This window comes from Mesorhizobium amorphae (genome assembly GCF_014843845.1).
GTDB classification, from domain to species: domain Bacteria; phylum Pseudomonadota; class Alphaproteobacteria; order Rhizobiales; family Rhizobiaceae; genus Mesorhizobium; species Mesorhizobium amorphae_A.
The window spans coordinates 246842-258792 of record NZ_JHQS01000006.1; the positions used below are offsets into that span (position 1 = coordinate 246842).

12 protein-coding genes and 1 tRNA gene are annotated in these 11951 nt (G+C 60.1%); 7 read left to right on the top strand and 6 right to left on the bottom strand.

Going from position 1 to position 11951, the window contains the following annotated elements; all coding sequences use genetic code 11:
- The first annotated feature begins 1 nt into the window (after nucleotide 1).
- Nucleotides 2-406 (top strand): cytochrome C oxidase subunit IV family protein, encoded by a 405-nt coding sequence (locus tag DH08_RS02370; RefSeq protein WP_246800655.1) that lies wholly within the window; start codon nucleotides 2-4, stop codon nucleotides 404-406.
- A gap of 279 nt (nucleotides 407-685) precedes the next feature.
- Nucleotides 686-1159 (top strand): aminoacyl-tRNA deacylase, encoded by a 474-nt coding sequence (locus DH08_RS02375; RefSeq protein WP_192177707.1) that lies wholly within the window; start codon nucleotides 686-688, stop codon nucleotides 1157-1159.
- A 57-nt stretch (nucleotides 1160-1216) separates the two neighbouring features.
- Here the strand turns inward: DH08_RS02375 and DH08_RS02380 are convergent, their stop codons facing one another.
- The 4 genes from DH08_RS02380 to DH08_RS02395 all read right to left on the bottom strand — a co-directional run bounded on the left by DH08_RS02380 (nucleotide 1217) and on the right by DH08_RS02395 (nucleotide 5382).
- A complete protein-coding gene (locus DH08_RS02380; RefSeq protein WP_192177708.1) occupies nucleotides 1217-2035 on the bottom strand; it encodes a DUF2189 domain-containing protein in 819 nt (272 codons plus the stop codon).
- A 350-nt stretch (nucleotides 2036-2385) separates the two neighbouring features.
- Entirely contained in the window at nucleotides 2386-3321 is a 936-nt protein-coding gene (locus DH08_RS02385) for a heme o synthase (protein WP_192177709.1), read from the bottom strand.
- Nucleotides 3322-3342: 21 nt separating this feature from the next.
- Nucleotides 3343-3723: a c-type cytochrome gene (locus tag DH08_RS02390; RefSeq protein ID WP_192177710.1), complete on the bottom strand. Its 381-nt coding sequence runs from the start codon at nucleotides 3721-3723 to the stop codon at nucleotides 3343-3345.
- 243 nt (nucleotides 3724-3966) lie between these two features.
- Nucleotides 3967-5382 carry a LuxR C-terminal-related transcriptional regulator gene (locus DH08_RS02395; protein ID WP_246800656.1) on the bottom strand — a complete coding sequence of 472 codons (1416 nt, stop codon included), beginning with the start codon at nucleotides 5380-5382 and terminating at the stop codon, nucleotides 3967-3969.
- 187 nt (nucleotides 5383-5569) lie between these two features.
- Here DH08_RS02395 and DH08_RS02400 point away from each other — a divergent pair, with 187 nt between their 5' ends.
- Nucleotides 5570-5905: a hypothetical protein gene (locus DH08_RS02400; protein ID WP_192177711.1), complete on the top strand. Its 336-nt coding sequence runs from the start codon at nucleotides 5570-5572 to the stop codon at nucleotides 5903-5905.
- Between the two features lie 24 nt (nucleotides 5906-5929).
- On the opposite strand, the gene DH08_RS02405 is transcribed toward DH08_RS02400, so the two are convergent.
- Entirely contained in the window at nucleotides 5930-6448 is a 519-nt protein-coding gene (locus DH08_RS02405) for a hypothetical protein (RefSeq protein ID WP_192177712.1), read from the bottom strand.
- A gap of 174 nt (nucleotides 6449-6622) precedes the next feature.
- Nucleotides 6623-8098 (bottom strand): trigger factor, encoded by a 1476-nt coding sequence (gene tig / locus DH08_RS02410; protein WP_192177713.1) that lies wholly within the window; start codon nucleotides 8096-8098, stop codon nucleotides 6623-6625.
- A 332-nt stretch (nucleotides 8099-8430) separates the two neighbouring features.
- On the opposite strand from tig, the gene DH08_RS02415 reads away from it, so the two are divergent.
- The 4 genes from DH08_RS02415 (at nucleotide 8431) to DH08_RS02430 (ending at nucleotide 11552) form a co-directional block, all read left to right on the top strand.
- A tRNA-Leu gene (locus DH08_RS02415) sits at nucleotides 8431-8515 on the top strand.
- 105 nt (nucleotides 8516-8620) lie between these two features.
- The gene (locus DH08_RS02420) at nucleotides 8621-9952 is read left to right on the top strand and encodes a tyrosine-type recombinase/integrase (protein ID WP_192177714.1); all 1332 of its coding nucleotides are present in this window, start codon (nucleotides 8621-8623) and stop codon (nucleotides 9950-9952) included.
- Between the two features lie 529 nt (nucleotides 9953-10481).
- Complete coding sequence (locus DH08_RS02425; RefSeq protein WP_192177715.1) at nucleotides 10482-10940, top strand: hypothetical protein; 459 nt, start codon at nucleotides 10482-10484, stop codon at nucleotides 10938-10940.
- Between the two features lie 270 nt (nucleotides 10941-11210).
- Complete coding sequence (locus DH08_RS02430) at nucleotides 11211-11552, top strand: hypothetical protein (RefSeq protein WP_192177716.1); 342 nt, start codon at nucleotides 11211-11213, stop codon at nucleotides 11550-11552.
- The last annotated feature ends 399 nt before the right edge of the window (nucleotides 11553-11951 follow it).

Sequence of the window (11951 nt, forward strand, 5' to 3'; positions counted from 1 at the left end):
TATGGCTGAAGCAACCGCAAACGGCCTTGGACAACACCATCTGAACGCGGGGCATGCGCAAGACGCAGCCACCGCCGGCGTTGCCCCTGCCGAGGTCCATCAGGAACACCCGATCAAGCTCTATCTGGTGGTATGGGCGTGGCTGTTCGTCCTCAGTGCCTGCTCCTACATGGTCGATTATTTCGGCCTTCAGGGCTATCTCAGATGGTCGCTGATCCTGATCTTCATGATGCTCAAGGCAGGGCTGATCGTCGCCGTCTTCATGCATATGGCCTGGGAACGGCTGGCGTTGACCTACGCGATCATCCTGCCGCCGATACTGGTGCTGGTGTTCGTGGCCATGATGGTCCTCGAAGCCGACTACACGCTTCTCACCCGGGTGACATTTTTCGGGGGCGGGCCCTGAAATCTGGAGCATGATCCCGAAAAGTGGGAACCGGTTTTCGGAAAAGATCATGCTCAACAAGAGATAGAGCCCCATCCCGATTCTATCGGGATGGAACAGGCTCTAGAGGCGGGTGAGATCCAGCAGCCGCGACTTTAGTTGTGCGCGGATGCTGCTTGTCGTTCGGCTGCCTTGAAACAACCGGCGGCTGGTCCATTTTCCAGATATCGGAAGCGATATCGGGAGAATGATTGCTCTCGTTCCCCCCGCGTCGCGAACTCCGGCAAGAGGAGGCCCAAGATGACGATCGCCAACAGACTGAAGGACTATATCGACGGCAAGGGAATTTCCTACGACACCGTCGCGCATCATCGCACATCCACGACCAGGCAGTCCGCCATAGCTGCGCATGTGCCGGGCAGCATCATGGCCAAATCGGTGGTCGTTCACCACGAACTTGGCTATGCGCTGGCCGTGGTTCCAAGCACCCACAGGATCGAACTCAGCGCGTTGCAGGACGTCATGGACAGGCGTCTTGGTCTCGCCTCCGAAGACGAAGTGGTTTCGCTTTTCGCCGATTGCGACATCGGCGCCGTCCCGCCGATCGGCGCGGCCTACGATGTGCCCGTCATCGTCGATGAGAGCCTTCGTGCCGCCGACGATGTCTATTTCGAGGGCGGCGACCACAGGACGCTGGTGCATGTCAGCGGTAAGGATTTCCGCGACCTGACCGTGGACGCACGCCAAGCCCGCTTCAGCCACCCGGCTTACTGAAAGCTAGGCCGCCAGCCAGCACTGGCGTTCTCGCCGGTGCTGGCTGGCGGAATGTCTTCAATCGGCAGGCCTGGCAGGCGGCGACGAATCCACCACCTTGCGATAGACATGCCAGGTGGCATGGCCGAGGACCGGCAACACGACGGCCAGCCCCGCGAACACCGGCAGCGAGCCGATGATCAGTGCGACGGCGACAATCAGCCCCCAGACAGCCATGACGACCGGGTTCGCCAGCACCACGCGCACCGAGGTGTGGATGGCTTCGTAGGCGCCGACGTCACGGTCGAGCAGCAGCGGGAAAGCAACCACAGTTGTGCACAAAACCACCACAGCGAAGGCGAAGCCGATAGCGTGTCCCAGGATAATCAGCGTCCAGCCGCGTCCGGTGGCGAATACTTCGTTGATGAAGCTGGATATCGATTCCGGCGGCGCCGGACCGAAGAGCTGTTGATAGAACAGCTGCGCGGTCAAAAGCCAGGCGATGAAGATCGAAAACAGCATGATTCCGACCGCCGCGATGGCCGGCAGCGCCGGAGAATTCCTGACCTCGAAGGCGTGTCTCCACGAAGTATCGAGGCCGGCTTCCCGCCGGCGGCTGATCTCATAGAGGCCGATCGCAGCGAAAGGGCCAATGAGCGCAAAGCCGGAAACCAGCGGAAACAGCAGCGGCAACGCATTGGCGCCCGATGTCCAGGCGGCGAGCACGACACCCACCAGCGGATAGATCAGGCAGAGAAAAACGATGTGCGACGGTTTGATCATGAAATCATCGACGCCACGCCTGAGCGCATCAAAAAGGTCGGAAACACCGATTTTTCGAATCTTGGTATGTTCCAGCGTTTCGCTGGCGCCTGCTATCACGTGAAAACTTGTCATGCCCGTTCCTCCAGACCAGGTCCGGTAAGGTCGCGGTTTCACGGTGCATCGTTCAGCGTGACTGGCCACGCGAACCGCAACCTGCACCGCAAACAACATACTCTCCTACAGGGGATTTGTCGCCCTTTGTTGAAGATGGCTGGGACGGCCACGCTAGCTCTGGAGGCACTTCTTCGATATTCTATGCCGGTGAACGGTGAAGGTCATGTCATGGACACAAGGACTGTTCTCATACTGGGCCTCGGCATAGTGATTCTGTTGCTGCTGGGATTCTGCGCTCTGCCGATGTGACGAGCCCGGATGCAAGATCTTCGTGCAGCAAGTGCCGACCAGCAATACCGCTCGTGCCGTCAGCCGCCGACTGAAACAAGCGCGCGCGTCGCGATCGTGTCGGCAAGCAGCATCGCGAAGATCGCAAAGAGATAGAGGATCGAATAGGCAAATAGCGTCTTGGCGGGCCTCATCTCCTGGCCGGGAGCCGCCAGAACCTTCCACGCCTGCCAGATGAAGCCGGCGCCCAATGCGGCCGAAGCGATCCCGAAATATACGCTGGCGAAACCGAAGGGCCACGGCAGCACGCCGATCGGCGCCAAAACGAGCGAATAGGCGAAGATCTGCTTTCGCGTCGACGCTTCGCCGGCGACATTCGGCATCATGGGTATGCCCGCGGCGGCGTAGTCGCCGACCTTGAACAGCGCGAGCGCCCAGAAATGCGGCGGCGTCCAGAGGAAGATGATCAGGAACAGGATGAGGCTTTCGACGCCGACCGCGCCGGTGGCCGCCGCCCAACCGATGACAGGAGGAAGAGCGCCCGCGGCCCCGCCTATGACGATGTTCTGCGGCGTCGAGCGTTTCAGCCACATCGTATAGATCACGACATAGAAGAAGATGGTGAAGGCCAGCAGCGACGCGGCAAGCCATCCCACCAGCACGCCGAGCGTCATGACCGACAGCGCCGAAAGAACCAGGCCGAAGCCGAGCGCCTCGCCTGGCGTGATACGGCCGGACGGCACCGGCCGCTTTGCGGTGCGCGACATCAGCGCGTCGATATCCGCGTCGTACCACATGTTGAGCGCCCCGGCCGCGCCGGCTCCAACCGCGATGGCGCTGATGGCGATCACCGCGATGACCGGGTTCATCATGACCGGCGCCACCATCAGTCCGACGAAAGCGGTGAAAACGGCAAGCGCCATGACGCGTGGTTTCAAAAGCGCAAAGAAATCCCCGGCCGTCGCTTCCGAGAGGCGGGTGCCGGTATCCTCGAGGTGGCTTTCCCGGGTCGACATGTTAGCCGGTGAAGAACAGGCTTACGGAGAGAACTGCTTCAGATAGGCGATGACGTTGGCGACGTCCTCGTCCTTCTTGAGACCTGGGAACACCATCTTGGTGCCTTTCACCATGCCCTTGGGATCGTGGAGGTAGCTCGCCAGCGTCGCTTCGTCCCATTTGACGCCGGATGTGCCAGCCGCGACCATGGCTTCGGAATATTTGAAATCCGGATGCGTGCCGGCCGTTCGGCCCATGACCCCATGCAGCGATGGACCGATCTTGTTCTTGTCCTCGTCCGCGACGTGGCAGGCCTTGCACTTCGTGAAGACCTTCTCGCCCGCGGCGGCGTCCTGTGCCTGCGATTGGCTTGCGAAGAAGGTTGCGACGAAAACGACGACTAAAAACGCGACTGCGCGCATGGCATTTCCTCCCTGACCGTCAATTCGCCTCGGACGATCTGCGCGTGCCAGTTCGCCGGCATGCGCCCCTTGCACCACAGAGCGGAATATCCGCTCCTCCCTTGTGGAATTGCGGCATCTGCATACCACAGAATCTGGGTGGCAGGTAGAAGACACTTGATCAAGGCAACTCGGTGTTGCATGTCCCGGCAATCTGCCAACCGCTGGAATTAGCGGTGCGCCGCAGGCGCCCCAAAACAAGCTCTAAGGTCCAAGCAAACCCGCGCGACGGGCACCGTCTCGAATAGCGACAAGCGCTGGAGGATTGATGACGGGCCAGGCGCGGATGAATCCTTCGACGGTAAAATCGGGAGATTTATTTGCGAGGCGGGTGGCCAATCTTGCTGCCTGAGCCATCTCGCCTTGCATTGCATGGGCCATCGTGAGGAATAACAGTGTGGCCGGCGAGTCCGGTGGCGCCTGCGCCAAAGCCGCCAGGCACTCTCTGTAGAGCCCTGCGACAAATGTCGATCGGCCCAGCATGCTATAGTACCAGGAAACGTGGGGATTGAGCCGTATCGCTCGCCTTGCCAGTTCGTATCCGTCTCTCGGATCGCCGGTAACGAACGTTTTTTCTCCTGCGAGCAGAGCCAAGGTATCGGCATCGTTTGGTGCGAACGCCAGGGCAAGGTCGTACTCTCTTGCCGTGGCGTCGAGATCGCCTTGGGCGGCTCGGAGTCCAGCCAGACATATGCGAGCATGCGTATCGCCTGCGTCAAGCGCCAACGCTCGTTCCAGACAAAGTATCGAACGTTCAATGGCAGCGCTTGTATCGTCTGTGAACGCATTGATGGCGCCCACGCTGTATGCCATTCCCAAAACTGTCCAGCCTCTGGCAAGATCCTTGTCAAGATCGACAGCTCGCGAAAGGAGCCGAACTGCCTCCTCATGCGACGCGCGGGTGTAGAGATTGTGCTGCTCGACGCCAAGCAGATAGTAATCATACGCGTGCAGGTTGGCGGGCGGCTTTCGTTTGACTATATCCGTCCGAAGTTTTGCAAACTTGCCGCAACAGTTGGCGAGCACATTCACGACGTTTTCGGTGACGGTATCCTGCACCTCAAACAGGTCCTCCATCAGCCGATCGTAGCGAGCAGTCCATAAATCCACGCCTGTACGCGCATCGACCAACTGCACGCTGATGCGGAGCCGGACCCCCGCTGCCTGAATGGTTCCTTCAAGCAAGTAATCGACGTTCAACTCCCGCCCGATCAATCGGATGTCATCGTGCCGCCCCTTGTAGGAAAGCATGGTCTGGCGCGCGATCACTGCAAGGTCGCGATAACGGGCGAGATCGGCCATCATGTCAGCCGACAATCCATCGGCAAGACGTGTGCAACGCTCGTCGCCACTTAGATTTTCGAACGGGATCACGGCGACAACAGGGGGACCATTGCCTTCTACCGGAGGGTGGTCAGCAAGCAAAATTGCCAGCGCCATTTTGCTGCCTACGCCGAGTTTCCGGTAAATCGCCGACAGGTGCGTGCGGACGGTGGTAGGCGCAATAAAAAGCGTCTCGCTTATTTCGCGATAGGTCATCCCCTCGGCGAATTTTGCCGCAACCAACCGCTCCCGATCCGACAGACCGGTGAGAGGATTGTCCTCGACGCGAAACTGCAAATCACTACCCCCATGCAAGGTGATGCTGAAATGCCGAGGTCTGCTGACTGCCCGAAAATACTACAGATGCGATACGGAAAACACTGCATCTGCACGATACCGCTCGACGGTCGACCACTCTAGCCTTCGTCAACGGGGTGGCCACCAAACTGGTCGGACCTGATCTGGTTCGGATCGGAGGCGGATGATGAGAAAACTGTCTGCTTTGGCCGCAGCGCAGCTGTTGGCTCTGTCAACAGGGCCGAGCATGTCTGAAGGCGCGCACGGTCTGCGTATTCTGATCTCGGAAGATGTCGTGAGAAGAGAGAGCGTGCGTCTGTATTCCGACCTCCTGAACCGGGCATGCAGAAAAGGATGGCACTATCCCAGGGGTCAAATCGAAAGCGGCTTCAAACGGCATTTCGAGGAGCTAAAATTGCAAATTCTCGATCAGGGCTTCACTATCATCCTTGATGTGAGGGAGAATAATCAGTCCCAAAGCATTGCAGACATTGGCAGTTGTAGCCAGACACCGACCTCCTAGTCGCGCCGGCGATCCGACGCGGCATCAAGGCGGATCGGTGTTGCAGGTCCCGGCAATCTGGTCGACCGCCTCGCCAAGCCCGGCAAGGTCGAAGGCGGCCTCGCCCCTCCCCGCCAGCAGGCCGAACCGCCAAGACAGCAGGAGCCGGTTTGCCGAAACCAGCCGCTTCACACCGTCGGCGCCGTCCCTGACCAACTGCCTGCCGCGCGTGCCGACGGACCAGCTTTCATCGAACTTGCCGCCGTTGTCGAGCGTGATCGACATGGTGATCTTGCGGCTGGCCGAGACGGCATCGTTGAGCTGCAGCCATTCGCTCCAGCGCGGCTCGCCGTTCGCCCGGCAGGCAATGGTCAGGACCGGGCTGTAGCTAAGCGCGCCGCCGCCGGTGATGAGCTTGTTGCTGGCATGGAGCGAGGCGGTCGCCAGGCCGTCGCCGCCGGTGTCGAAACGCCAGTTGTCGAGGCCGGCCTCGGCCGTGCCGCACAGCGAAGCTAGAACGAGCGCCGCAGCCACCACGCCGCCGATTTCGACGAACAGCCTCAACGATGCCTCCAACACCCCGCGGGTTTGCAACAGAAGCGCAGATAGTAATCAAGGTTTCGCATCGCCAGCCGCCTGGCATCATTCAAGGACGCCCCTGTTGCACCATGGCCACAGGGCGCGGCACGAAAAAGGCCGCCCGAAGGCGGCCTTTCACGATTTGACTGACGTGCCGAATTACTCGGCGTCCTTGGCCGCCTTTTTCTTCGGCGCTGCCTTCTTCTTGGGTTCTTCCGCGTCGTCGGCCGTCTCAGGCTTCTCAGCCTTCTTTGCAGCGGCCTTCTTCGCCGGCTTGGCCTTGGCCGTCTCGGCCTCCTCGTCGTCGGCCATCAGCTCTTCCTTGCTGACCTTGACATCGGTAACCGAAATCTGGCCGAGCAGGTGGTCGACGACCTTCTCCTCGAACATCGGCGCGCGCAGCGTGTTCAGCGCTTCCGGGTTGCTGCGGTAGAATTCGAAGGCTTCCTGCTGCTGGTTCGCCGGATAGCGGCGCACCTGCTCGAACAGGCCGCGCTGCAATTCCTCGTCCGAAACGGTGACACCGGCCTTCTCGCCGATCTCGGCCAGAACCAGGCCGAGGCGCACCCGGCGCTCGGCAAGCCGCATATACTCGGCGCGCGCCTCTTCTTCCGTCGTCTCTTCGTCGGCGAAGGTGCGGCCGGCGGCTTCGAGATCGCGGTTGACCTGGCTCCAGATGTTGTTGAACTCGGCCTCGACCAGCTTCGAGGGCGCCTCGAACGAATAGGAAGCATCAAGCTGATCGAGCAACTGGCGCTTGACCTTCTGGCGCGTCATCGAACCGAACTGGTTCTCGATCTGGCCGCGCACCACTTCGCGCAGGCGCTCCAGCGATTCCAGGCCGAGGTTCTTGGCCGTCTCGTCATTGATCTCCAGCGCGCCGGGCTGGGCCACTTCCTTGACGGTGACGTCGAAGGTGGCTTCCTTGCCGGCCAGATGCGCCGCCTGGTAATTCTCGGGGAAGGTCACGGTGACCTGCTTCTCGTCGCCGGCCTTGGCGCCGATCAGCTGGTCCTCGAAGCCCGGGATGAATTCCTTGGAGCCGAGCACCAGCGGCTGGTCGTTGCCGGCGCCGCCAGCGAAGGCCTCGCCGCCGATCTTGCCGACATAGTCAATGCTGACGCGGTCGCCCTCGGCGGCCTTGCCGGCTTTCGGCTCGTAGCTGCGTGCCGATTCGGCGATGCGCTTGACCTGCTCGTCGATCTCGGTGTCCGGAACGTCGAACACCTGGCGCGTCACCTTGATGTCGGAGAAATCCTTGATCTCGATCGCCGGGATGATCTCGTAGTTGAGGCGGAACTCGAAGTCGGCACCGCCGGCCAGGATCTTCTCGGCCTCTTTCTCGTCCTCGGTCATGATCACTTCGGGCTGCATGGCGGCCTTTTCGCCGCGCCCGGTGATGATCGAACGGGTCGAATCATTGAGGATCTCGTTGACCACCTCGGCCATGAACGACTTGCCGTAGACCTTGCGCAGGTGCTGCACCGGCACCTTGCCGGGACGGAAGCCGTTGATGCGAACCTTGTTGCGGGCGTCCGACAGCCGAGCCATCAGCTTGGCTTCCATGTCACCGGCCGGCACGGTGATCTTGATCTCGCGCTTGAGACCGGAGTTGAGCGTTTCGGTGACCTGCATCGTAAAACCTTTGTTTTCACCAATGAGACTGCCACGGCCTCTGCCGTTCACAGCCTGCCGGTATAATCCTGCCGGAAATGGCTTTTGGTACGGAACCTGGCGATTTGACCGTAGTCAAATCCTCCCAAACTGCGCTCCAAAATGTGAATAAGTCTTTGTTTTTCCTACTTCTTATCACATTCTGCAGAAGCGGATCGTCGCATCCCGTCACATTCGACACGCCTTTTGTCACAGGCGAGGCTAATTTTCAACTCTCTTCGCGTTTCCGTGTTTGACCGGCATTTTGGCTCTGACATTGACAGAATGATGGCTACATGGGATTGCCGGGCGACGCGGATGTGGCGGAATTGGTAGACGCCCTGGATTTAGGTTCCAGTGCCGAAAGGCGTGGGGGTTCGAGTCCCTTCATCCGCACCAAATACAAGGCAGAGAATCGCAGAATTCCGGGCTTTCCAAGGGCTCGGGTTGACATGACGGTACGAGAAACGGTACGAGTAGCCCTCAACCGAGGAGTTTCTAACCGTGTCCCTGCCCTACTTCAAAGCTGCCCCAAACGGTCACCACTACTACCGCCGCCCCGTCCCTCCTGCCCTTTGGGATATCCTTGGCCGTCGCGAGATCAAGAAGGCGCTTGGTTCCGACCACACCGATGCAGTGCGCCTTTACGCCCAGGTACACAAGGAAGCGGAACAGGCGATCAAGGCCGCGAAGGCACAAGGCCCCGTGGACACTGGTGACCGCGCCGCTGTGGTACGCCGTATGCGCCAGTCGGGTCTGTTTTCGGCTGCCGACATCGCGCTGTTAGCAGGCGGCAAAGTCGAGCCTCATTCTGATCTGGACGCGTTGACCGGCATTTTCCAAGACCAGCTTGCCGACGAATACGAAGCCGCCGAGCGGAAGCGCCTTGCACCTAAGGTTTCCCTTGAGGCCATCCAAGCCATAGGCAAGCGCAAGTTGCCCGAGGAGGTCCACACCATCGCCTCGACCCTCACCCACTACCTGTCTGTCAAGTCCACCGGGGTTCATGCCCGTGATCTGGCGTTGACCAATCGCGTCAAAAGGATCGGCGTACACCTGACAACTGTCCTCGGCAAAGCGGCGGTTACAAAGCGCCCACTACAGGAATTGTCCCGCCAAGAAGCCCGGAAGATGCGCGACCATTTGGCCGCCCAAATGGCTCCAGCTTCGGTCAAGCGCAGTCTGGAAATCATTTCCCCCGCCATCAATGCGATGATCAAGGAGCATGACCTCGACATGCGCAATCCCTTCTCGGGGCTGGAGATCAAGGGGGCAACGAACAGTCGCGGCGCTCGCCTCCCACTGAACGAGGATGACATGAACGCCCTCGCACCAACCATGAATACCGACGATGCCCTCGGGGCGATCTGGATCACCTTGCGAGACACCGGCGCTCGCCTCGGGGAAGTCTGTAATCTCCGGGCAATGGACCTCGACCTCGCAAACAAGGCCATGATGATCCGGCCCTATGGTGACCACACGCTCAAGACAGAAAACTCGGAGCGCACCGTCCCGCTTTCCCCGGTTTCCTATACCGCCCTCAAGGCCCTCGCGGACGCACTCGCTCCAGAGGCTCCCCTGTTCCCAAGCTACGCAGGTCCACGCCGCTCCGAGACGGCATCTGCTGCCCTTATGAAGCGGCTCCGCACAGTCGTCTCTGAAAAGAAGAAGGTGGTTCACTCGCTGCGGCACCGCATGAAAGACCTCCTACGTGTCGAATGCCCCGAGGCGTTGGCGCAAGAGATCATGGGGCACTCGGGTCAGAAGATCGCCTTCAACTATGGTGCGGGCTATGCGCTGGAGGCCAAGCGGAAGGCGCTTGAAAAGGTCTGGTGAGGCCCGCAAGGGCGCGGCAGTTGTGATCGACTGCGAGCTTGATCGGTGGAGAGAGGCGCTGATCCACTTTGTCAGGACGTCCCGACAAACTTTGCAGCCTTGTTCGCGGCCCGCCAAGGAGGACCGCAAGGGAGCCCAAGGGCTTATCTCCAATCTGGTGCAGCGCATGACCTTGAGGGCGACAGCAAGACCCTCAGGTGGGAAATTGTGAAATGCGGAGCGGCTACAGCCACGCCCTTGTTTTCGGCGACACCGGAGAGCCTGGCTGATCACAGCCTCATAATGAGTATAGAGACGGCGTATTAGCGGCAGCCAGTTACCCGCCCATACAGCACATGGGAACGAAACCCATAACCGGCTGGCTATCAGCCCCTCATACAGCACATAGAAGCAACGCATTCGCCGACCCCCTCGCGCCTGTTCTCACGTCTGACCCCTGTTTTTGTCTTGGTGGGCGTTTTTGTGCCGCCAAGTCCTCTTCTACATCTTGCGCCAATCGCGCCATACACCGCAACATATAGGACCAATCGTGACCCATGCCGCCGCTGCGGAAATCGCCGCGACCATCGACGCCATGAGCGCCGCTCCTGCCAAGCCCTCACTGGCCGCAACCTTCCCGATAGGGCGCTACTGGCATCAAAGCCGCCATGCTCCCCTACCTGTCCGCTACACTCGAACCGCCCGAAGGCTTGCCCACTGCGGGGCCATGGTCCCCGAGGGCTGCTCTGTCAAAGACCTTCAGCGTGCCCGCGACAACCACCGCCTGAACGTCGAAGGTATCAAAGGCGTACTGGAAACCCTGTGGTCCTTCCGGCTACTCGGATGGTTCCCATCAGACACCACGTACCTTGAGTACGACCACATTGCCGAGCTTGTCGCCGAGGGCACCCGACGCCCCAAGGACGCCCAATACCTGATGCCCGAATGGTTCACCCGCCGCTATCCGCTCGATGAACTCAAGGCCTTTCGACACGGCAAGCCCGTCTAACTACCCTCGCAACCTGTGTGCGGTGCCCCATCTCAATGGCGCTGGCCAGTCGCTTCGCTGTCATGCTCCACCCAACCCCACGGCACCCGTCTAAGGGCACCACCGCACACCGGAAGCAAGCCTCTTCACGAACACCTTGGGTGCCCGCCTCGTCCCTGTGTGCGGTGGCCCTGTTTCAGAGGCCGTCGACCCCCGCCCGCTGTCCTACACCACCCGCACCTACCCAACCCCTGTTGTGGTCATCACCGCACCCAGGAAGAAAGCCATTCCATGTCCCTTCACACCACCACCATCGAAGTCCACGGCTCCTATGCCGCCTATCACCCAGCCTCAGGCACACGCATCGACACGTCCGACACCGCTTATGGTCGCCGAACCTACAAAGACCCGCTCGGCCCTATATGCCGCAGCCTCAGGGACACCCTCGGCTACCCGCCCGAGACCCGTATCCACGTTGAAAGGGCCGGAAACCCGGTCTACAAGCGAGACCTAACCTTGGCCTATTGGGCAGACTACGATGTCGTGGACACTCAGGACCGCTCAGCGGTGCGTATCAAATTCCGTCCCTTTGACGGCTTCGCCAACGTTGGAGCCGAAAGGCTCGCCGCGTAACCGCAGGTGAAGACAAAAATCCTCCCTCCGGTGTCGCCCATTTTGGGGGGACTATAGGGGGGAACTTAAGATACCTCAGGATAACCTCAAGGAACTTGAGTTGCCTAAAGGCTTCTCCCTTGAGATTTTACCAGTAGAGTTATCTCTCAAGTTACCCTTTGGTTCAGCTACCAGTGAACTCTGGTTGAACTCGCGTTCTCCACAACCGCGCCAAATCAGCCGCGATAGCTTCAGGCGCGGGCATGAACGGCCGCACGGTTGGCCTTAGGCTTGCCGACCAGAGACAATCCGCGCTGTCTATCGCCAACGCAGCCAAGGACCAACGGGACTGCGCTCAAGCCGACTACATCATGTAGGGCAAAGGCAACCAGCTTGAGACCCAAGACACGCTCAACAAGA

What these genes read in the sequence shown, in the direction of transcription:
- DH08_RS02375 (WP_192177707.1), top strand. Translation starts at nt 686, where the DNA reads ATGACGATCGCCAACAGACTGAAGGACTATATCGACGGCAAGGGAATT.
- DH08_RS02370 (WP_246800655.1), top strand. Translation starts at nt 2, where the DNA reads ATGGCTGAAGCAACCGCAAACGGCCTTGGACAACACCATCTGAACGCG.
- DH08_RS02430 (WP_192177716.1), top strand. Translation starts at nt 11,211, where the DNA reads ATGTCCCTTCACACCACCACCATCGAAGTCCACGGCTCCTATGCCGCC.
- DH08_RS02400 (WP_192177711.1), top strand. Translation starts at nt 5,570, where the DNA reads ATGAGAAAACTGTCTGCTTTGGCCGCAGCGCAGCTGTTGGCTCTGTCA.
- DH08_RS02390 (WP_192177710.1), bottom strand. Translation starts at nt 3,723, where the DNA reads ATGCGCGCAGTCGCGTTTTTAGTCGTCGTTTTCGTCGCAACCTTCTTC.
- DH08_RS02380 (WP_192177708.1), bottom strand. Translation starts at nt 2,035, where the DNA reads ATGACAAGTTTTCACGTGATAGCAGGCGCCAGCGAAACGCTGGAACAT.
- DH08_RS02385 (WP_192177709.1), bottom strand. Translation starts at nt 3,321, where the DNA reads ATGTCGACCCGGGAAAGCCACCTCGAGGATACCGGCACCCGCCTCTCG.
- tig (WP_192177713.1), bottom strand. Translation starts at nt 8,098, where the DNA reads ATGCAGGTCACCGAAACGCTCAACTCCGGTCTCAAGCGCGAGATCAAG.